This is a genomic window from Bdellovibrionales bacterium, assembly GCA_016716765.1.
GTDB lineage: Bacteria > Bdellovibrionota > Bdellovibrionia > Bdellovibrionales > UBA1609 > JADJVA01.
Map to the genome: position 1 here is coordinate 18,972 of JADJVA010000020.1, position 19,220 is coordinate 38,191.

General features: G+C 46.4%; 15 protein-coding genes. 6 read left to right on the top strand and 9 right to left on the bottom strand.

Going from position 1 to position 19,220, the window contains the following annotated elements:
- Positions 1-10: 10 nt before the first annotated feature.
- Genes IPL83_08895 through IPL83_08905 form a run of 3 tightly spaced genes read right to left on the bottom strand, consistent with a single transcriptional unit; the run spans position 11 to position 2,021 of the window.
- Complete coding sequence (locus IPL83_08895; protein MBK9039259.1) at positions 11-667, bottom strand: hypothetical protein; 657 nt, start codon at positions 665-667, stop codon at positions 11-13.
- Entirely contained in the window at positions 667-1,425 is a 759-nt protein-coding gene (locus tag IPL83_08900; GenBank protein MBK9039260.1) for a TPM domain-containing protein, read from the bottom strand. Before IPL83_08900 ends, IPL83_08895 begins: the two co-directional genes overlap by 1 nt.
- Positions 1,422-2,021 carry a LemA family protein gene (locus IPL83_08905; protein ID MBK9039261.1) on the bottom strand — a complete coding sequence of 200 codons (600 nt, stop codon included), beginning with the start codon at positions 2,019-2,021 and terminating at the stop codon, positions 1,422-1,424. The genes IPL83_08900 and IPL83_08905 overlap by 4 nt, the downstream gene beginning before the upstream one ends.
- Before the next feature lie 169 nt (positions 2,022-2,190).
- Between IPL83_08905 and IPL83_08910 the strand changes: the two genes are divergently transcribed.
- Positions 2,191-3,699 (top strand): hypothetical protein, encoded by a 1,509-nt coding sequence (locus IPL83_08910; protein MBK9039262.1) that lies wholly within the window; start codon positions 2,191-2,193, stop codon positions 3,697-3,699.
- A 42-nt stretch (positions 3,700-3,741) separates the two neighbouring features.
- Here IPL83_08910 and selU read toward each other — a convergent pair whose 3' ends face one another.
- Together selU and IPL83_08920 are read right to left on the bottom strand one after the other, a co-directional pair.
- The gene (gene selU / locus IPL83_08915) at positions 3,742-4,818 is read right to left on the bottom strand and encodes a tRNA 2-selenouridine(34) synthase MnmH (protein MBK9039263.1); all 1,077 of its coding nucleotides are present in this window, start codon (positions 4,816-4,818) and stop codon (positions 3,742-3,744) included.
- A gap of 69 nt (positions 4,819-4,887) precedes the next feature.
- A complete protein-coding gene (locus IPL83_08920; GenBank protein MBK9039264.1) occupies positions 4,888-7,173 on the bottom strand; it encodes a hypothetical protein in 2,286 nt (761 codons plus the stop codon).
- A 114-nt stretch (positions 7,174-7,287) separates the two neighbouring features.
- Here IPL83_08920 and IPL83_08925 point away from each other — a divergent pair, with 114 nt between their 5' ends.
- Together IPL83_08925 and IPL83_08930 are read left to right on the top strand one after the other, a co-directional pair.
- Entirely contained in the window at positions 7,288-9,159 is a 1,872-nt protein-coding gene (locus tag IPL83_08925; GenBank protein MBK9039265.1) for a SpoIIE family protein phosphatase, read from the top strand.
- A 122-nt stretch (positions 9,160-9,281) separates the two neighbouring features.
- On the top strand, positions 9,282-10,604 hold the full coding sequence (locus IPL83_08930) for a hypothetical protein (GenBank protein ID MBK9039266.1): 1,323 nt from the start codon (positions 9,282-9,284) through the stop codon (positions 10,602-10,604).
- Here the strand turns inward: IPL83_08930 and IPL83_08935 are convergent.
- Together IPL83_08935 and IPL83_08940 are read right to left on the bottom strand one after the other, a co-directional pair.
- Entirely contained in the window at positions 10,601-10,798 is a 198-nt protein-coding gene (locus IPL83_08935) for a hypothetical protein (protein ID MBK9039267.1), read from the bottom strand. The two genes, IPL83_08930 and IPL83_08935, sit on opposite strands and share 4 nt — an antisense overlap.
- Positions 10,795-11,547, bottom strand: a complete 753-nt coding sequence (locus tag IPL83_08940) for an ROK family protein (protein ID MBK9039268.1) — start codon at positions 11,545-11,547, stop codon at positions 10,795-10,797. The genes IPL83_08935 and IPL83_08940 overlap by 4 nt, the downstream gene beginning before the upstream one ends.
- Before the next feature lie 108 nt (positions 11,548-11,655).
- On the opposite strand from IPL83_08940, the gene IPL83_08945 reads away from it, so the two are divergent.
- A complete protein-coding gene (locus IPL83_08945) occupies positions 11,656-13,134 on the top strand; it encodes an aldehyde dehydrogenase family protein (protein MBK9039269.1) in 1,479 nt (492 codons plus the stop codon).
- Between the two features lie 28 nt (positions 13,135-13,162).
- Here IPL83_08945 and IPL83_08950 read toward each other — a convergent pair whose 3' ends face one another.
- Together IPL83_08950 and IPL83_08955 are read right to left on the bottom strand one after the other, a co-directional pair.
- Positions 13,163-14,887 (bottom strand): hypothetical protein, encoded by a 1,725-nt coding sequence (locus IPL83_08950; protein MBK9039270.1) that lies wholly within the window; start codon positions 14,885-14,887, stop codon positions 13,163-13,165.
- A gap of 134 nt (positions 14,888-15,021) precedes the next feature.
- Entirely contained in the window at positions 15,022-15,738 is a 717-nt protein-coding gene (locus IPL83_08955; GenBank protein MBK9039271.1) for a hypothetical protein, read from the bottom strand.
- A gap of 485 nt (positions 15,739-16,223) precedes the next feature.
- Here IPL83_08955 and IPL83_08960 point away from each other — a divergent pair, with 485 nt between their 5' ends.
- Positions 16,224-18,701, top strand: a complete 2,478-nt coding sequence (locus IPL83_08960; GenBank protein MBK9039272.1) for a hypothetical protein — start codon at positions 16,224-16,226, stop codon at positions 18,699-18,701.
- Positions 18,702-18,734: 33 nt separating this feature from the next.
- On the top strand, positions 18,735-19,202 hold the full coding sequence (locus IPL83_08965; protein ID MBK9039273.1) for a PaaI family thioesterase: 468 nt from the start codon (positions 18,735-18,737) through the stop codon (positions 19,200-19,202).
- The last annotated feature ends 18 nt before the right edge of the window (positions 19,203-19,220 follow it).

Sequence of the window (19,220 nt, forward strand, 5' to 3'; positions counted from 1 at the left end):
ATAATAAGAGCTATTCCTTAATGATTGGTCTGTTTGCTAACTCATCTTTATCCCCATCTAATATCGGGAAATGCTCGCTCAATATCACTTGGCATCTTTGAATAGCCTGACACATCCCTGAACCCAGATCACGGGATTTTGCTCCTCTCACTAAAAGCATCACAATTTCGTCCCATGTACTTTCCGGAAGCTTGCCAGAAATCCCCCTATCAGCGAGAACGACGGCCTGACGCTCCATAAGAGAAACGAACAATAAAATGCCTGTGGCCCCCTTCGTCTGATCCAACCGAGCCTCATAAAATTCAATTTTTGCGCGTTGCTTTGCTAGCCATTCTCCATCGATTTTATTTATAAAAAAATACTGAACACGAGGTGAATTTGCCAAAAGTCGCGTCGCTAAAAAGGAGATAAGAAGGCCTCCTATGAGAGTCCACCAAGAATGGCCAAATCCAGGTCTCTCCAATTCCACTATTTCAATCATCACGAAAAAGAGAAAAAGAAACATCATCAGTAACATCGGAGCCACGTGGCCAACTGAGGACGAACGGCGCACTATCATTGGAACGATTTCACCTCTGGTCACTTTCTCAGCCTCGGCGACACATGTCTCAATACGAACTATATCTTCGGATTTCAGATATATTCTGGCCCATGATTCTAATTTCATCACCAACTCCCCGATGATCCACCGCCACTAAAACCACCGCCTCCACCGGACCAACTGCCGCCGCGACCGCGGCCACCACCAAACCCTCCACCGCCCCCTCGTCCTGCCCCCGATAAGAGAAGAAGAAAAAGAAAGGGATGACGAATGAAGAGAAGAAGCAATAACGCCATCACGACAAAGACAACTATTCGCGAAAAAGGAGAGCTCTCATTCTTCGGCTGAGTGGGATTCGATAATTTTTGAGCACCAAAAAACTGTTGCAAATCAATATCTGGATTCGTTCTCTTTAAGATATTGAGAACTCCAAGAAGTATACCCCTCTCGGGATCTCCAGAACGGAACAGAGGAGTCATAACTTGATCGATTATTCTCTTTGCAATGGCATCCGGCAGATCTCCCTCGAGCCCTTGTCCCACTTCGATCCTCATTCTTCGTTCCTTAGGAGCAACAAGAACAAGAATTCCTTTGTCCGACTTTTCAGCACCAAGCTTCCATTGCTCAGCGACCTGAATACTCACCTGCTCAATACTGAGATCCCCTAAAGAAGCTAGGGTCAAAACGCCCACCTGAGTCTCGCTATGATCGTGAACATAGCGGAGCGCCGAGTTCAACTTTTGCTCTACATCCTCAGAAATCAGAGCTGCCTGGTCAACAACAGGAGCATTCATCCGAGGCACAGAAAAATCAGCAAGAGCCGGCCCCGAAAGAAAAAGGGAAAAAATCCAGATTGTCAGAGAAACGCTAAAAAATTGGGTCAAAATTGCACCTTTGGCGCCGCCTCAATGGCCTTGGCATCTTCGGTGGTCCACTGAGCCATCTTTTCATGTTTAAAAAACAGAGAATTTGTCCAACTTGTAGGAACAACGGTAACAAGATTATTGAACTTCTTGATATTCTCGATATGACGTTGGCGAGCAATCGTGATCCTGTTTTCCGTTCCCTCCAATTGCGCTTGAAGCTCACGAAAATTCTGATCGGCTTTCAAATCAGGATACTTCTCTACCACCACCATCAGCCGAGACAAAGCTGCACCCAAAGAGCCTTGAGCTTCCTGAAACTTTTGAACAGAGGCCACATCTCCTGCATTTATCTGAGTTGAAGTTGCCTTAGCCCTGGCGTTCACGACACCTTCGAGAGTCTCCTTCTCGTGCGAGGCATATCCCTTCACTGTGTTGACCAAATTTGGAATCAAATCTGCGCGACGCTTGTATTGGTTCACTATTTCTGCTTGAGAAGACTCAACTTCATTCAAATGCTGTGGAATGGATTGAATTCCGCACCCACTCAGGAAAAAAACACAAAACAATGAAGCAAGAAAAAAACCACCAGTCCTAAAAACCTGAGATTGACCCATTGCAAAACCACCTTTTTGAAAAACTGAAAACATCCGAATCTCCACAGAAAACCAAAATAGCTTACGGCCCATAAGGTTCTATCAGGTCCGCACCGAAAGTTCAATGACCGGCCCAAAGTCGCTCAAATAGGCCTCAAGGACTCGTCTTTTCAAGCCGAAGACCCCTATTATGCAAAAAAAATGGACCCCTCTTGCTTTAACTGTTCTCTCCATGACACCGTCTTGTACTCCTTTGAGTCGGCGGGTTGCGGAGAAATTGGCGATCGACACAACCGACTCACTGGGCTGCGAACACCTCCAGAGTCGACTTTTTAATCATCTTGATGCCATCTTAATGGATGAGCAAACATTTCCAGAACCAAGTTTGGTCAAAACTGAATTGACAAAAAGGCTCACCGAAATCCTTTCTGAAGGAAATTTGAATTCATTGAACTCAAAGCTTGTTGATGACTTCGTCAACGCATACATGGAATTTTACCTTCTAACGACAAAGTCACTTCCCGAAACACTCAGCACGGAGAATTCTTCGGAGACGACTCTTGCCGCTCTTGTTGCTCTCGAGCTGGGCGATCAAACCACCCCAGAGAAGAGACAACTTCAACAGCAATTGCTGAATCTCAGATCTGCTCTGCTGTCGGCATCTGAGAAGCTGGAACTCGATTGCGAAGAAACAGATGAAGAACCCAAACATGATCCGGAGAGTGAGACCCCGAATGGTCTAATTTTTGATTATCTTAAAAACAAATATCCCCTTCCTGTTTATGGGGGCATGAAATCGCTTCTCGTTGCCTACCAAAGTTGCGATATTTTGAATTTCAATCCCATGAGTTCTGATACCCCCCAAGTCGAGGGAATCACTGTCGTCGGACGTCATCCCAACGGCAACGGCAACGTGCGCAAAATCACTTCTCTTAAAGATGTGGTCGAGACACATTATTATATCAAGGGTCAAAATCCACCATCCGAATCCTGCGCAAATCTGCAAAAATCCCCTCTCATTTATGATTACGGTGGAAAACCGGCCTCCACGGCTTCGTTGCATTCATCCTTAGACTTCTTTCAAAATTCCGGAAGTGGAAGTTCAGAACTCGGAACTGATTGCAGCGGCTTTGTGTTCACGTCCTACGCGGCCGCCGGCCTAAAACTCAGATCAGACCAGCCCCTTAAGGCTCTGCAAGTTCTTGGCGTCAGCGCAGGAATGCTCAAGGAACCTCAGAGCAACGGCTTAAACTGTCTGAGTAAAAAGTTTGGCGAGCTTATTCCAGGTGACTTGATCGCTTCAAATGGCCATGTCGTGATGGTGGACTCCGTCGGAAAAGACCCCTTCGGTGTTGCTCACTACACAAAAGAATCCGAATGTGTGATCGATTCGATGAATACTTCTCGATTCGATTTCACTATTTTTCAAAGTTCTCCGAGCAAAGGAGCAATTGGAATAAACCGAATGCTAGCCGCTGACTACTTTGCAACATCCCCCTCAATGGCCAGTGGGCTTAAAGATCACGCGGTCACAGCCTGCTTGAAAAAATTTGGCAAGAAACGAAATCCATCCACCTCTTTGATCTCTGTTGTGTACCACTCAGGCACTCTCCCTTGTCTATCTAAACCTGTTCCATTGACCCGACAGGAATGTCTCTTTGCCTGCAACACTTCCAATCTAGATCATTTGCCCTTCTAGGTGGCTTTCTGTCATTCAAACATTCAAACAAACAATGAGCTTCTATGCTTTCTCATTGGCCTGGTAATGAGTTACATAGGCCAAACATTCCTCCCAATTTCCAGAAAAAACAGGAACTACATTTTTTCTATTCATCGAAAATCGATAAAGAGGGTCATAATAAGACTCAAGCAGTTTCTTGATCCAAGTTAAGTGAAGTTCTTTGTCTTTCGCTTCAAATGCATCTCTGATCATGGCAATCAATTGGTCTGCTGCTAAGCCACCTAGTCTTCTTTGAATCCTCCGAGTGCAATGAATGAAATGATCGCAAAGCGCCTCATGTGTCATTCCCTTGGCAAGAGAAGATACAACATATTCTGCGTAGATGTTCTCACCTCTCTGCTCATCGGAAACCTGAAGGTACACTAACGGGGCGCAAGCCAAGCATTCGTACAAGCCATGAGGCAGGGTCAACCGACCGACTTGCCGACTCTCATCTTCTACGAGAATCGATCCTAAAGGGCCTTTTCTCGCCATGATAAGGGCCAGGGAATTCTCAAAGTTCATCTGGACGGGTTGCAACTCCTGAGGAAAGAGCCCAAACGCACTGCCTCGGTGAGAAGCAAGACCCTCAAGATCCAGGGAATTGCTGACCTCTTTGAGAAACCGCGTTTTTCCTGACCCCGTCATTCCACCTAAAACAAGAAAACGAGGAAATTGCCTAAAAACATTGAGTGCTTCTCGGCGCAAGCCCTTAAAGCCCTCTTCTACACGAAGGATCGGAAGGCCCGCTTCCTTCATCCACTCGCAGGCGATCCTGGAACGCAATCCTCCACGCCAACAAAAAGCCAATGAAGATTCAGGATCTCCTCCCTCAAGAGCTTCTCGCCAGCCAAGTGCCAGTTCCGAACGCAAGGGATCTACCAATCCGTGACCCAAACGGATGGCAGCATCCTGACCACTTAACTTGTAGCAGAGACCGACTTGGTGGCGGTGGGCATTGTTCAAAATTGGAATATTGATAGCCCCGAAAAAGCTCCCCTGCGCAAACTCTCCCTCTGACCTAAGGTCGAGCAGGCGCAATCCTGAGTGCGCCACAACCATCTTGCCAAAAGCATCCTTTGAAGAAATGGATTTCATCAGAACAGCATATATCTCCGGGCTCCGGCCCTATCTATGGCAGCGCCCTTCTTTAGATTCAAGGACTTTCTACTGCTTTTTGACAGTGAAATAGCGAGCGGCACTCCAAGCCGAAGAATACTTGCCTTGCTCGGCCCGCAAACGCCAAAAGATCTGGCCAGAAAAATCCCCGCTGCTGACAGCAAGGTCAAGATCTTTTAAAGACTTCTCTTGAAAGACTTTTGAAAAATTAGAATCGTGGGAAAATTGAATTCGATAGTTTTTTGCCTGAGCGACCTCATTCCATTCAAAAACCACAGGGCTTGCCGCAGTTCCGAAAGCAATGAGTGTAAGGCCATTCTCTGGTCCCTCAATCCCAGGAACTGGTAGAACAAATTTATTCTGCACTTCCATTTTTTCTGTTGCAGAAAAATCGCTCACAATTTCGTTCTGATCACTGATTGCCGCCACTTTAAGAAAAGTCGTGCCCGGCTTAAATTCTTTCTCAATTTCAATATCACGGGTCTCAATAGATTCAACATCTTTGCTGAAATCACTTTTTGAACTCAACAGCACTCGATAGCCTTGAGCCCGAGGCACTCCCTCCCATCTCCATTTGTATTTGGCCCTTTTGGTTTCAACCTCAGCGGGAGACCTCACCATTTGAGTTATACTTTGAGCCTGGTTCTGCCGAGGGGACTCCAGCTTAATGTCAAGTTTCCCCAAATCACTAAAGGCAGATCGACTCTCGTCTGCTCGCCCCCTAGCCCTCCAGTAAAAAACTCCCGGTTTAGCTCCCTTCCATAGAGCCCGACGATCTTTCGTCTCGAATTTTGAAACAATTTTGGCAAACTTTGGCGTCCCAGAGATCTCCACTTCATAAGTCTTCGCTCCCTCAACACTTTGCCACGCTAAGGCTGGTGGATTGGCGGGGAGAAGCTTCTCCAAGGCAGCTGGACTGCGATCAGTTGCTTCTGGAAAACTCAAAGTGATTTTCCTCTCTTTTTCCGACAGCACGGGGGCCTTAAGCTCTTTTAAAACGTCCTTTGAATTATCATCTGAATTCAAGGCTTCCTTTGTTGGATCCAAGTTGAGGTCCTCAGCTGAAACCTCTCCCTCTTTCAACGATAGATCCGCCAATGCCTTTGCCTCCATTCGGGCCTGTCGATCGATTCCGAATTGAAATATGTCACTCCATTTATCAGCTATCGGTGAAGCCCCTTCTGCCTTGACACGCCAGTAATATTCTCCCGGTTCCAGAACAATCCCATTCACGAAGTGAGCTCCACTCATAACTTGTTCTTGTACCCCAGATTTGAATTGAGAATCTGAGGAAAGCTGCCATCTGTAAGAATCCACTCCTCGCTTATCTTGCCATTCGAATTTCAAAGCAAGCGACTTCCCTCCTGAGGGTATATCCATCCTGTGAAAGGGGTATATTAACAGTGGGGGCTCCTTCTTTAGCAGAACAAATTCTCCTTGACGACTGATCTCCTTCCAATCCGACTCGCCACTCTTTTTGCCTTGAATACGCCAATAATAGGTTCCTTCAGAGCTAAGATCTTTAGTTGCGTAAGAAGAGGTCGGAACTTCTTCTTGAATCAAATTCTTAGAAAAGTCCTCTTCAGTCGATACTTGAATGCGATGAGTAGAGTTTCCCTCAATCGCCACTTCCCAGATGAACTTGACATAGGCTCCCTCCTCAACCCATACCTTTGTTCCAAAACCAGGGCTGCGAAGAATGAGCGAGTCCTCTACAATCTTTAACAGACGATCATTGTCGACCTCAATGGCACGGTTGCTGGCAATCTTTTTTCCTTGATCATTGAGACGCATTTCAACCTCACCCACTGTTGTGGAGACTGAAATTTTGCCTTTCTTACTTCTTTGTAATTTTACGGTATTTTCCTTGTGGGATCCTTCAAGAATTGCAACCGAATTGCCTTGTCGCAGTTGAATGGTGTTTCCCTTTTGAACCGTTGCAACAACGCCACCAACTTGAAGATCAAGAACGAGATCCTTGCGGGTGCGTCTCAGTATTACCAAGCTATTAGAGGCCAAGTCTATGCTCAGTCCTTCATTAAATCGAACATTTACTCCTGAATTTTCACCTGTAAAAATACTGTCATTTTCAAAGAGAACTTCTTCTTCGAATGCAGGAAACCAACTCATGCTATTGCCCACGCGACGACGGACATCTTGTTCTGCCATAACAATCTGTCCAATGGGTTCCCGGTTATCGACACGATAGCCAGACCATTCCCGCAGAAGGCGATCCTGCACAATCAGAGATGCGCTTCCGAGAATTGCAAAGATAGACCCTGCGAGTACCAATCGGTCCACTCGTCCTAGTCCAAAGTCCGATAATAATCGCAAAAAACCTCCCGTTCGATACATATATCGAACGTCCATCTCAACTTTTTAAGTCCAAAAGATGAATCATATGTTGATGTGTTGAATATATTTTAGATCCGGCCGAGAAGTCTTATAATGAAATATATCAAGCGAATACCTCTTCGTTACAAACTTCTGGTGTTATTGGTAACGCTCACTTCCTTATCTCTTCTTGTCTATGCTCGACTGGCCTTAAATATTTTTGAAGAGGACAAGCTCGCCTACGTCTTCGATTCCAGTCTAGCCCACGTAGAAGCAGTTGCTAAGCAATTCCGATCTGAAGTCGAATTTGACTCCTCTAAAATTCAGTTTTATATGAAAGGATATCAGACCAACCTGGCAGCATTTCACCCCTATACCCTTTCCATTCAACCCTCTGATCCCTTTTTGGATGGAATCTGGACCTATCACTTAGACGAAAGTTCAGCTTTATACATTCTTAAGGGAGAAAGCACAAAATTAGGTCTGGACCCCGAATTGAAAGAGCACCTATTCAATTCCAGTCTCAATCTCATCTCTTCTGCACTTGAAAATAAAATTGGGATTTCAGCCGTTACAAATCGCCCCGGCTATTGGTTTTTGTCCATGAAGTACCAGCAATCGGAACAAGAAAAACCAATTGTTGTCATTGCTCTTTTCAATAGAGGCAGCTTCTTAGATTTCTTTTCTAATCCACAGCTGCAAGACACATTTCTTGTAAGCCAAAACAACAGAGTCTTATTAAAGCCCCTGCAGCCAACCTATCCCGAACTTTCAAATACTGAATTGGAGGAAGCTTTGCAGTATCTTTCCAAACCTGAGAATTCAAAATCATCCGTCCACATCTGGAAGAAAACAAATAGTTCGTCATCGCCCCCCTCATGGCTCCTATCGACAATTTCGATCGGAGTTGGTGATCTTAAAATTGTGAGCTTTGTTCCAAAAAATGCCGCTTTGGCAACTGTTAGATTGCTGGCCGTTAAATCAACTCTCTTTCTTATTCTTCTTATTGGCTTTGCCTCCATCGTCAGCGTTGTCGCCGCTCACCAACTCACCGGCTCCCTAAAAAGACTCTTTGAAGCGACGCGCAAAGTGGCTACGGGAAACTTTGACATTGAAGTCCCTGTCGAATCAGAAGATGAGGTTGGGGGTCTCACCCGAGGGTTTAATCATATGACTCAAGAAATCAAACGTCTCCTCATAACCACAGCTGAGAAATCACGAATGGAATCCGAACTTCTCACAGCAAAAACTGTTCAAGCGACTCTGTTCCCCAATCCGAAATTTTCGTCAAACACCATATCAATCGAAGGCTACTACGAACCCGCAAGTGAATGTGGAGGTGACTGGTGGTACTACACCAGGATTGGCTCAATCACTTACCTTTTGATTGGCGACGCGACGGGACATGGAGTTCCAGCGGCCCTCGTTACTTCGGCTGCTCGAAGTGCGGCTCGAATATTTGAGGAACTTCCAGAACAATCTATCGATTATCTGATGTCTTTGCTGAACAAAGCCATCAACGGGACATCGGGCGGGCAGGTCAATATGACCTTTTTTCTGGCCTCTTTCGACGAATCCACAGGTACACTTCAATATTCCAATGCTTCCCACGATCCCCCATTTTTGATACGATCAAAGGCGGGTGAAAAGCTACAAAAGAGCGACATAATTCCTTTGATGAACGCACCAGGCAGACGTTTGGGTGAGTCACCAGATTCAGTGTATAGCGTTGCCCAAGAAAAGTTGAATCCAGGCGACAAACTTGTCTTTTATACAGATGGGGTCACCGAGCTTAGAAATCCTGCGGGCGAACTTTGGGGTGAGCGAAAGTTTATTCGCACTATACTTAAAACTCTCAACAGCGATGACAGCTCCCTCGATGCGGCGATGAAGAGTCTCCACCTCGGAATGCTTGAACATCGCCAGGATGCGCTCTTAAATGACGATGTCACCTATTTTATGTTGCATTATAGTCGAGTCGGCTGATTTTTTTTGACTGAGACCCTCATTACGGCCAGACTTTCTTAGTGTGCAGAGCTCCAAGGTTTCATTTCATCCATACATCCTCCATCGCATTGGCTTTCGGCCTATTGTCTTGCTTTTTCTTAGTGAATAATTTCTCTCCGGCTCGAGCTGAAGAGCCCCCTGTCCTCGAACAGGAAACCACAGCAAGTGGGACAGATAAGAACCCTTTAAACACTGAGACAAGTCCTGGCGATCTTGACAAAAATGAAACACCGAAAAGCAGTGAATTGCCTGACACTCCTTTGGACGCTTCTTCTCCAGAGATCTCGCCTCAGCCTCCGGCAGCCATCGCGGAGCCTATTCCCATTGAGTTCTTTCGCCCTGAACTTGGCTATACAAACAATGAGAACCGGACCCGCGTTATGGTTTCTGGAAAGACGATACCTGGGGCCTCGATCATCGTTGCGAACAAGAAGCTTCCCTATTTTACTGCCAACCAAAAACTTAATTATTTGAATTTAGAGGACGTTCTTGTCGGAAAGCGAATGGCTCTAGCCAACGCAGAAGGCCTCTTTGTCTTTAATTTTGATCTTCCACCAGAAAATATCCAAATCACCCTGAAAATCACCAAACCTAAATCAGAGGTGAGCCAATCTTTTCAACTCAATCTTGCTGTCACCAAACAGGAAGTAAAGGTCTCCGATTTAGGTGAGCTAAAGGAAAGCCCCCTTTACTCCAAACATTACGCCCTCTGGTTTGGCACTGGATTTAATTTTCTTCGCTACGCGCAAGAGAGTTCGGACATCCAATCGAATATTGAATTCCAAACTTTTAAAGGGCCCTCTTTTTTTGCGAGGGGCTGGTGGAAGGTTAACGAGCAATTAGACACTAGTTTTGAAGCTAAAATGTCTCCCGGGGGCGTTGACTCTTCGAGCAACATTGAAATTTCATCCGGAAATTACAATTGGACCATTTTTGCGATAGAGGGCACTTATTACCCACACAACTGGAGGACGACTGTCTATAAACGCCCCTCGCGTTGGGGAGTGAGAGCTGGTTTTCAGCATCACATTGTGCCATTTATTTCCAGGACCGGTACCACCGAAGCGGCTGCCGAAATTGCCACCAATTCTCTGTCGATGTTTACAATTGGATTTCAAAACAATGTGGATATAAACCAGAAATGGGCATTCGAATGGCTGATGCGCTACCAATCGCCTTTGTTTATGGGAAGCGTTTTTCAGATACTTCCCAATTTTGGATTTGACGGTTCTGTCGGCTTGATTCGTGCTCTCCCTAAGAATTGGAAGTTAGGATTTTATTGGTACGGGCAATGGCATGACTATTCTTTTATTCACAAAGATCGATATCTAGTCAATCAGGGAGACACTACTCCCACAATCAAAGGCCATCAGGTTCTATTTTTTTCAAACATAGAAGTCAGAGCCGGTTTTGAGTTTAATTAGCATCCTGAAATGCTCTCATGAAAAAGGGCCACATAGGCTCCCCCCAGCAGGCCTGTCTCCAGCCCCAATTTTGCCAATCCTATTTCAGGAAGCAAGTCGATGCCAATGCGACGAGTAGACAATTGAGTCCTCACCTTATCAAGAGCCATTGGCAAAAACAGATCGGTCGCTTCGCTAAACCCGCCAGAAATCAATATCTTCTCGGGCGAAAAGAGGACGACAAAGTTGTTATCATTTGAGAAAAATAGTTGGCATATTCCGCCAGAGCCTCCTCGCATCTTTGATCACCGGCACGAGCGCGACGGACAAGTTGCTCGCCGGTCAAATCTGGCTCTAGCCACTGAGATGCCACTCTGCGCGTGAAATTAACCCCCGAAAGAAAGGCCTCCGCACAACCGTAATTGCCACAACCGCAAGGCGCTGAAATATCTCCAGCGCGCAAGTACACATGCCCAACCTCAGGATGGAGACCTCGACCCGAGCGCAGCAGATTACCGTTAGCAATAACTCCAACACCAAGCCCTGTCCCCAAGGTCATAACAACAAAATTACAGACGCCCACTCCTGCGCCTTTCCACCCCTCTGCCAAGGCAGCTGCAGCCGCATCATTTTCAAGCCTCACAGGAAGCACAACTTCTCTGGCTAAAAGAGAGCTTAGCGGAACCTCTCCCCAACGCTCATTTTTCCCGTGAAGATTCGTCGGATCCAATAAACGACCGGTCGCAGGATCCAAAGGACCTGCTGAAGCCAGCCCAACGCCTTGAATATTCGGAAACGACCTTTTCAGTTCCCTGATGATTCGCGCTAATTGTTCAATCAAGCCCGAAGGCCCCCGATTGAGTATCACCGCTTCGCGCAAAACACGATGAATATGCCCATCTTCAGAAACAACACCCGCTGCCACTTTGGTCCCGCCCAGATCAATTCCCACAACTTGCTTCACGCCATCGCCTCACTCATTCATTGACTACTTGTGATACTGGGTTGCCAGACTCACTTCTCATGGGAATAATAGAATCTCAGAAGATTGGATGCAAGCAAGGAGGCCACAATGTCCCCACTCCAATTCCCAACTCAACAAATTGAGCTTGGCAACTTCATCGGAGGTGAATGGATTCAAACTTCCGGAAAAAAGCGGAATGTCTTGAGTCCTTACAATTCACAAATTCTTGGGTCTTTCAACGAATGCACTCCTTCTGAAATCGACCAAGCGATCCAAACGAGTTCAAAAGCTTTTTTTCATTGGAGTCAAACAACACTTAAGGAGAGATGCGGGCTGCTTCTCCAATGGCGTCAGATTTTATTAAATAATTTGGATTCAATGACCTGTATTGTTGCCGCAGAGTCCGGCAAAACTCCCGCTGAAGCCAAAGCAGGGATTCTAAAGGGCATCGAAGTTTTAGAGTTTGCCTCGGCGATACAGAACCTGGATACCGGAGGACAAATGGAAGTCTCTCGTGGAGTGAGTTGCGCTTTTCGCAGGGAACCCCTCGGAGTTGTCGCAGGAGTGACCCCTTTCAATTTCCCCGCCATGGTCCCGATGTGGATGATCCCCTTGGCTCTCGTCGCTGGGAATTGCTTTATTTGGAAACCATCAGAGAAAACTCCTCTTACATCAAAGTGGCTCGCAGATGGTTTGCGAGAAGCAGGGCTTCCCGCGGGAGTTTTTTCTGTTCTTCAGGGCGGCTCGTCCACCGTCGAAAATATCATTGACCACCCCGAAGTCAAAGCTCTCGCGTTTGTTGGGTCCTCCCCCGTTGCCGAGTCAATCTATCGAAGAGGAACTCAACTGGGCAAACGTGTCCTCGCCCTCGGAGGTGCAAAAAATCATATTTTTCTGCTGCCGGATGCAAATCCTCAATTAGCAGCCGAAGGAATTGGCGATTCCTTCACAGGCTGTGCGGGACAACGCTGCATGGCGGCCAGTGTTCTTATTGCTATCGGTGACTGCGACGACTTGATAAAAAAGATCGCAAACCATGTGAGTCAAAAAATACTAGGGAAAGACATGGGAGCCATTATTAACCAAGCTTCTCTCGACCGTCTGCTAGCAGCTATTTCAGAAGCAGAAAAATTGGGAGGAAGACTTTTACTCGATGGCCGTAAAAACACGCCACCCAAGGGTTTTGAAAAAGGATTTTGGTTAGGCCCTACGATCATCGATCATGCGCCTCGCCATTCTCAAGCTGCTTGTGAGGAAATCTTCGGACCAGTTTTAGCAATTGTCCACGCAACAAATCTCAGTGAAGCCATCGCCATCGAAAATTCGAGCAAGTACGGAAACGCCGCGAGTGTCTTCACCCAAAACGGTCCTCTCGCTAACCGCGTCGCTCATGAAACCAAAGCCGGAATGATTGGGATCAATGTTGGAGTGCCTGTTCCGCGCGAGCCCTTCTCCTTTGGAGGGGTCGGAGCGAGCAAATACGGCCACGGCGATATCACTGGCATGAGCGGCCTGGACTTCTGGACCAATCTCCGTAAGATCACGACCAAGTGGCAGAGCCAGCCCGACCAAAATTGGATGAGCTGACCCCAATCTAGAGCGTTCTACCTAAGCGCTAGTTCCCTTGACTGATAACTTTTCTGCAAAGGGACATTACATTGGCTACCCTTAATTGATTGCCAGAAGTCTCTCTTCCGCTCTCCCCCTGCTGCGCCTCTGCGAGATGAGACAAAAATCCGCGCATGACACTCCTCTTCATATCAAAGGCCCGAGGTGAGAACGAAGGGTCTTCGAGTTCAAGTACCGAACCATCGCGGGACACAAAGGCCGCCATATTGCGCACGAAATTCTCCAAGAGACTGTTAGCCCCTTTGCGAGAGGCCCACTTCTTGAGCCAAGGATTCGACCAAAAATAGGGCTTTGGACCTCCGGGTCTTCCGAAAATACGATCATCTTTTGCCATCGAAACGAAAACACCCGTTAAATCAGCAAGTCCAAGGAGAAAGCCCACTGATGCTCCGATTCTAATTGGCATATCCATACCTTCCGGAGCGAGCTGAGTGGCAAGTCCTCCCAAAGCTACCGACGCCACAGAAAACCCAACTGACTGAATTATATGAAAGCCTTTATTAAGGTGCAAATCATTGGATTTTCCAAGCGTCACATAAATTTCCAAAAGAACACGAAAGGCATTTTCCATAGCCACTTGTGCTTTTGAACTGCCGTCAAGTTTCGCAGCCGAAGAATTCGCCTTTGTTGCTTCTGATAGCAACAGATAATAGAGATCTATGAGATCAATCAATCGTCCTTTCACAGAAAGAACAGGGGCATCCACCCAATCTTCCATTTTTATATTTCCTTCTGAATGATATCTTGGGCTATCGATGGCGTTATAAACTGGGGCCACGGCTGCAAATTCATAATAAGCCTTTCGAAGCCTCTCTATAACTTCAGGATCCATTTGCTCTTTCCGAAGCTGAACACCAGCTCCCCCTACTGTCTCACTCCTTCCAGTAGGTCCCCCCTCCACATTTTCAATTTCCTCTCTCAGCCCATTTACAAATACTTCAAATACGGTCGCCAATGCAGGAAACTGACGATCCAGGCGTTTATTCTCAGCTTCGCTTAGACGCCTTAAGTCCTTCGTCAAGAGCTCGTCCAACACGCGATGCAATTCCCGAGTTTTCTTTTCACGCTCCTCCAAATTTGCCCGCGCCAAGGCAATGTGCTCTGAGAGCTGATCAATCGACAAAGAAACCAAAACACCTGCCCCATTTGAATCCGCTTCTCGCGCTTCCTCCCCCTTGCTAAATCTCGTTCCTTCTAACAAAGGCAGGGATTCAATTTTAACTCCATCCAAAAACTCAAGTTCATAAACGACAACTTCTTCCCTACTTCCCCTAACCGAAATTGCCGCTCTCTGAAACCTCGGCGCCTTTGCCACCACCAAACGCTTCAGCGCTCCGCTTACTGTCTCGTATTGAAATTCTAATTCTAAGGTTTTTTCATCGAAATCGAATGTCATGACCCCCGTCTTGATCGACTGAAGAATTCCTTCGGTCCGGAAAGACACCGAGCTCGCACGAACAGTCACTCCCTCTGGAATCTGTCCCAAATCATCCAAAGTTCCAATTCTTCCTTGAGAACTGTCTAGCACCATCAATCGCTCGGTATTCAGTCCACGCTCTCCCCCGTCGGGCGTCAGAGTTGAATTTGATTTAACCAAAAATATCTGGGCCTCCGCTTTTTGGCACATTGCACTTAGACCAAATACGGCCAATCCCAAATAAAAAAAGACACCCATTCCAAACCAAAGATGACAGCGGTCTGTGCTTTGCATTGCAGCCCCTCCCTTGCAGTGAAGAAAAAATTATGACGTGAGGATTGTCTATCGTCTCAGATCCTGGAGTTCAAACAGCTTTGAATCCTTTACCTGGTGGTTTGAAAATTAGGATGCTTAAATGAGACACATCGCTAGAGTCTGTTGGTTCCAACAAAAGGGATGCTGCTAAATTCCACACGAGAATTCAAGAGTCTGGCCGCCCGCTGATTTCCGTTACGCGCCGCCAGCGACAGAGCCGCCTCACCTGCTGCAATTAAGTTTTGGTTGATACCAATCTCCTGATCCGAAAAATTGTCTGCCCCAAATAACCGATCAAGCTCTGGATTAGGCTTCAAGCCATTGACGAGTACCCACAGCTCCTGGGCCACTTCTTCATCGCCTTGTCTTGCGTTCAGCAAAGCCGCCGTAGCATAAACTTTGGTATTTGTGACGATTGACGGAGAATGAATACCAGAGAGAAGCTTTAGAACCTTAACCGCCCCCGCATTTTTGTCTCCCTTTTCATAAATATCCCATACCAAATCGTAGATAGCCGATTCCGCCCCGGGTATTTCAGTGGGAGCCGCCTTGTTTGACTCGAGAGATTTCAGAGATTCCATCTGCTTGAAATAATTCTCTATGTGGGGCGCAACTTCAAAGAACAGCCCCATTCTCTCCTCCCTGGTCTCACTCATCTCTATTTTTTTGACAAGTCCGGCTATTGAGCTTGTAGCCGACTCAATTTGCCTTCTCAAAAGGCCCGTACACAATGCCCCTGAAGCAGCCTTGGATTCGCTTGTCGAAATCAAGATTCCCACGACCACTAAAAACAAAGAAAATCGCCGCAAAATGAGAGAATTAGAAATCATGAAACAAGCCTTTCTGCAAAAATTGCGCTCGCCGTCAAGGGGTTAGACACAAGCAAGGTCTCCACTTCAACATGAGAGCAGTCGGAAGAACCGGTATGCCAAATTCGTGCCTGGCTTTTACAAACTGGCCTACTTGCTTGTTGTTCCAAGACACGCGCACCCCGAACTAACTCATGGGCAATTGAACCAGATCCATTCAGAAAATCCCAGGAGGAGAGTGGGGCATGATTTTGGAGCGGAATTTGGGGACCTGATGCCAAAAAACCGAGTTCGGCTTGGTGCGCCGCTCACAAAGCGAGCGGCGCTGCCGGACGCATGTTTGAAGGTTTTTTGGCATCAGGTCCCCAAATTCCGCTCCACATCCTGACCACCGAAAAAGTCCAACCCCAACCCCGACCCCAGCCTAAGACCGGTTCCTCTCCTCCCATTCACATAACAGAGCACAGGCCGCAAAAAACAGATTACACTAAAAGCCAAAGGCTAGAATGGCTAATATCATTGTTATTGAGAACGACGCCAAAATCACTGCTCAGATTCGTCGATACTTTGCCGAACTGGACAATGCCCATCGTCTTCGCATTTTCACAAGCCTCGATGAATTCCAACGTATCTATCTGAGAAAGCCCCTCCAAAATGCCAGCGAGGGATTGAGCCAACATCCCCTTTTTCATTCATTTACAAAGGATCAAATTGCTTGGCTGCTCACACAAAATTATGAAGCTGAATCACCCTTCTCAGGAAGTGCCGCGAGATTCCTAACCAATGCAAATGGCAAGATACAAGAGATCGATGCTGAAACCCAAAACGGACTTCAGGTTTTTTCCCGGGAGGTTAATCATCTCCTGGCACGTGAAACGATAAAGGAATTAATTCCCAATCTCTTTCATTCACTATGGGATGACTTTCTTAATCACTTTAAGGAGGACAAGGTCATCAGTACGGCCCTTCCTTTTGCAATCAAAGATGGTTTCTGCTGGGTCCTCAAAGTTTCGGGAAAAAAAATGGCCGACGGCTCCCTCCAGCTCGTTTTACGACACCAGCCAGAGGTATTTTCTCCCCTTTTGGTTTCTCAAAAAGAAATTGCTTCCGCGCCAGAGAAATCTGAAGTACCAGAGGAACTCCAACTGTTGAGCACCATTGATATGGTCGTATTCAAGGTCGCGATGGTCCCAAATTCTGTCATGAAATGGCTGGAATCAGCTCACAACCTCTTGCATGCTGGTGGCTTTTTTCCCTCTGATTTTCGCACTCGCTTTGTCGCGATTAAGTATGAAGACGATGGAACAGATTCCATGAAATTGATCCATTCATATTTGGACGATCTCATCTTTCTCCCTTTGGATCGTTTGATTTTTATGCAAAAAATGGAAATTCTATTTGGACTTCCAGCGAAAGTGCGCCCCTCCTTTCTCTTTGTTCAAGAAGAACCGATGGATATCGAAATCGCAAAACTCGTTCGAATGGAAAAACTCTCTGACGTCGGATGTGCGATTTGCAACCCCGTTTCGCTAACAGCGGGAATCGGAGTAAGAATAAAATTCCGGCTATCCCAAACAAGCAATTTTACAACCGTCTTAGGTCGCTGCCACAAGTCCATTCCGCATCCCGAAAAGCCAAACCAATATTTAATTTATTTCTATTTTTTCGCGCTTGACCTAGAAACTCTGAAAGAAATCAAAAGATTTATGAACCAGATTCCTCGGTTCAAGCCCCTTCAAAATGAGGACAATTCAAAATTTGAATTCGATTCGCAAAATCTTTTCCTCACCGAAGAAGAGAAAAGCATCAAACAGATTGTCGTCCTCGACCCAAATGCCTCTTCTGGCGACAATATCGCCAGCATAATCACGGACGGTCTCCAGCAAGTCAAGGTGGCAACAGAAAACTCTTATTACCTCTTTCTCAAAGATTATCTTCGAGATCCCTCTCTGCAATCAGAAAAGGAAGCCCCAAACGAGGGGGGGGATATCCAATTGTTGAAACCTATGGACCTCTACGCAAGCGAGGTCACCTGGGTGATTTCGGCCGAAAGCCGTAACCTCGTCGAAGTCAGGACGAAAGCAAAAGATCAATCCGCACTTCTCGGCCATTCTGCAAACGAAATTTTTAATTCAAATCACGGCTGGTTAAGTCTATTTCAAGGGAAAGACAATGAAAATCTTTTAGATGAAACACTCAAGGTTCTTGCGGCCTCAGAAAGGAAGCTAACCAGAAAATTTGCCCTCACAGCCAGTGATGGAAAAGGAAAGTGGGCAGAGGTTAGTTTCTCACCTCTGCCTCACCCCAAAGGACAAGTTCTGGTGACAGTGAGTCACTTGCAGAATCTCGATTGGGTCAAAACAAAGAATCATCTGCTCAAGAGTTTGGATCTTCTCATTGTCAACAGCGACCTCGTTCCTGAAAACGTAGACAGTTGGATCGAAGGGATTCAGGCACTGGCATCCGGTGTCGGAATTTGCTCTGCCAACCGCCCCATGAATATTCTTATCATCAGCGACACAACAACAAGAATGGCGAGTATTCAAAAAAAATATCGCAACGCAAAAATTGCCGCTCTTCTTTTTAAACCCATAGATATAAAATCTCTTCTTTTCCAAACATCAATTCTGTGCCGGAGCCCCTTCACGAAATACAATTTTGAAAACCAAAATTTTGCCGAAACGAATTTTGAGGCGCACCTGACAAAAGAAGTTAGGCTGGATGGGATTTCAGAATTTGGTTCAAGCATCACCCATCCCTCGAAAATTGAGGCTGGATCCGTACTTTTTCTCCATGAGGGAATCTTCAAAAAAGCCCCCCAATCAGCTCTGGCCGCCCGTTTTTACCACAGTGAGCCTCACCCCTCTCAGAAAGGAATGTTTACCTGTTCTTTTTCCTATTATGGTATCAACGATGCATTTCTGAAATTTTGCCGCACCTGGATTCGTGACAATTATGCAGCCAAAAAGGCCAAAGAGGGCTAATATCCCAAGTATCAAAAAAAAGGGGTTCAAACCATGAAAGAGAATTCTCTCCAGGACAGGTATGCGAGGAATAGTATTTGCTTTGGCTGTGGCCCTCAAAATCAAAAAGGTTTACGTATCAAGAGCTTTGTGCGCAACAATGAAGTCATTTGCGACTGGATTCCAGACACTCACCACGAGGCTTTTCCCGGAATACTCAACGGTGGAATCATTGGATCTCTGCTCGATTGTCATTGCAATTGGACGGCTGCCTGGCACCTGATGGAGAAAAATGGATTGGAATCCCCCCCCTGCACGGTCACAGCAGAATACTCTGTTCAGCTAAAGCGTCCCACCCCATCGAACCAACCTGTGCATCTTGTCGCACGAGTCATTGAGTCGACAGAAAGAAAGGTCGTCGTTGAAGCAGAGTTGAGAACTGATGGTGAAATCTGCGCGACCTGTCGAGGAACCTTCATCGCGGTAAAATCAAATCATCCTGCCTATCATCGATGGTCCTGATTTTTTCTTGTGATAAGT

Coding starts and splice junctions, on each gene's coding strand:
- selU (MBK9039263.1), bottom strand. CDS start 4,818: ATGAAATCCATTTCTTCAAAGGATGCTTTTGGCAAGATGGTTGTGGCG.
- IPL83_08955 (MBK9039271.1), bottom strand. CDS start 15,738: ATGATTTCTAATTCTCTCATTTTGCGGCGATTTTCTTTGTTTTTAGTG.
- IPL83_08965 (MBK9039273.1), top strand. CDS start 18,735: ATGAAAGAGAATTCTCTCCAGGACAGGTATGCGAGGAATAGTATTTGC.
- IPL83_08910 (MBK9039262.1), top strand. CDS start 2,191: ATGCAAAAAAAATGGACCCCTCTTGCTTTAACTGTTCTCTCCATGACA.
- IPL83_08945 (MBK9039269.1), top strand. CDS start 11,656: ATGTCCCCACTCCAATTCCCAACTCAACAAATTGAGCTTGGCAACTTC.
- IPL83_08950 (MBK9039270.1), bottom strand. CDS start 14,887: ATGCAAAGCACAGACCGCTGTCATCTTTGGTTTGGAATGGGTGTCTTT.
- IPL83_08895 (MBK9039259.1), bottom strand. CDS start 667: ATGAAATTAGAATCATGGGCCAGAATATATCTGAAATCCGAAGATATA.
- IPL83_08960 (MBK9039272.1), top strand. CDS start 16,224: ATGGCTAATATCATTGTTATTGAGAACGACGCCAAAATCACTGCTCAG.
- IPL83_08925 (MBK9039265.1), top strand. CDS start 7,288: ATGAAATATATCAAGCGAATACCTCTTCGTTACAAACTTCTGGTGTTA.
- IPL83_08905 (MBK9039261.1), bottom strand. CDS start 2,021: ATGGGTCAATCTCAGGTTTTTAGGACTGGTGGTTTTTTTCTTGCTTCA.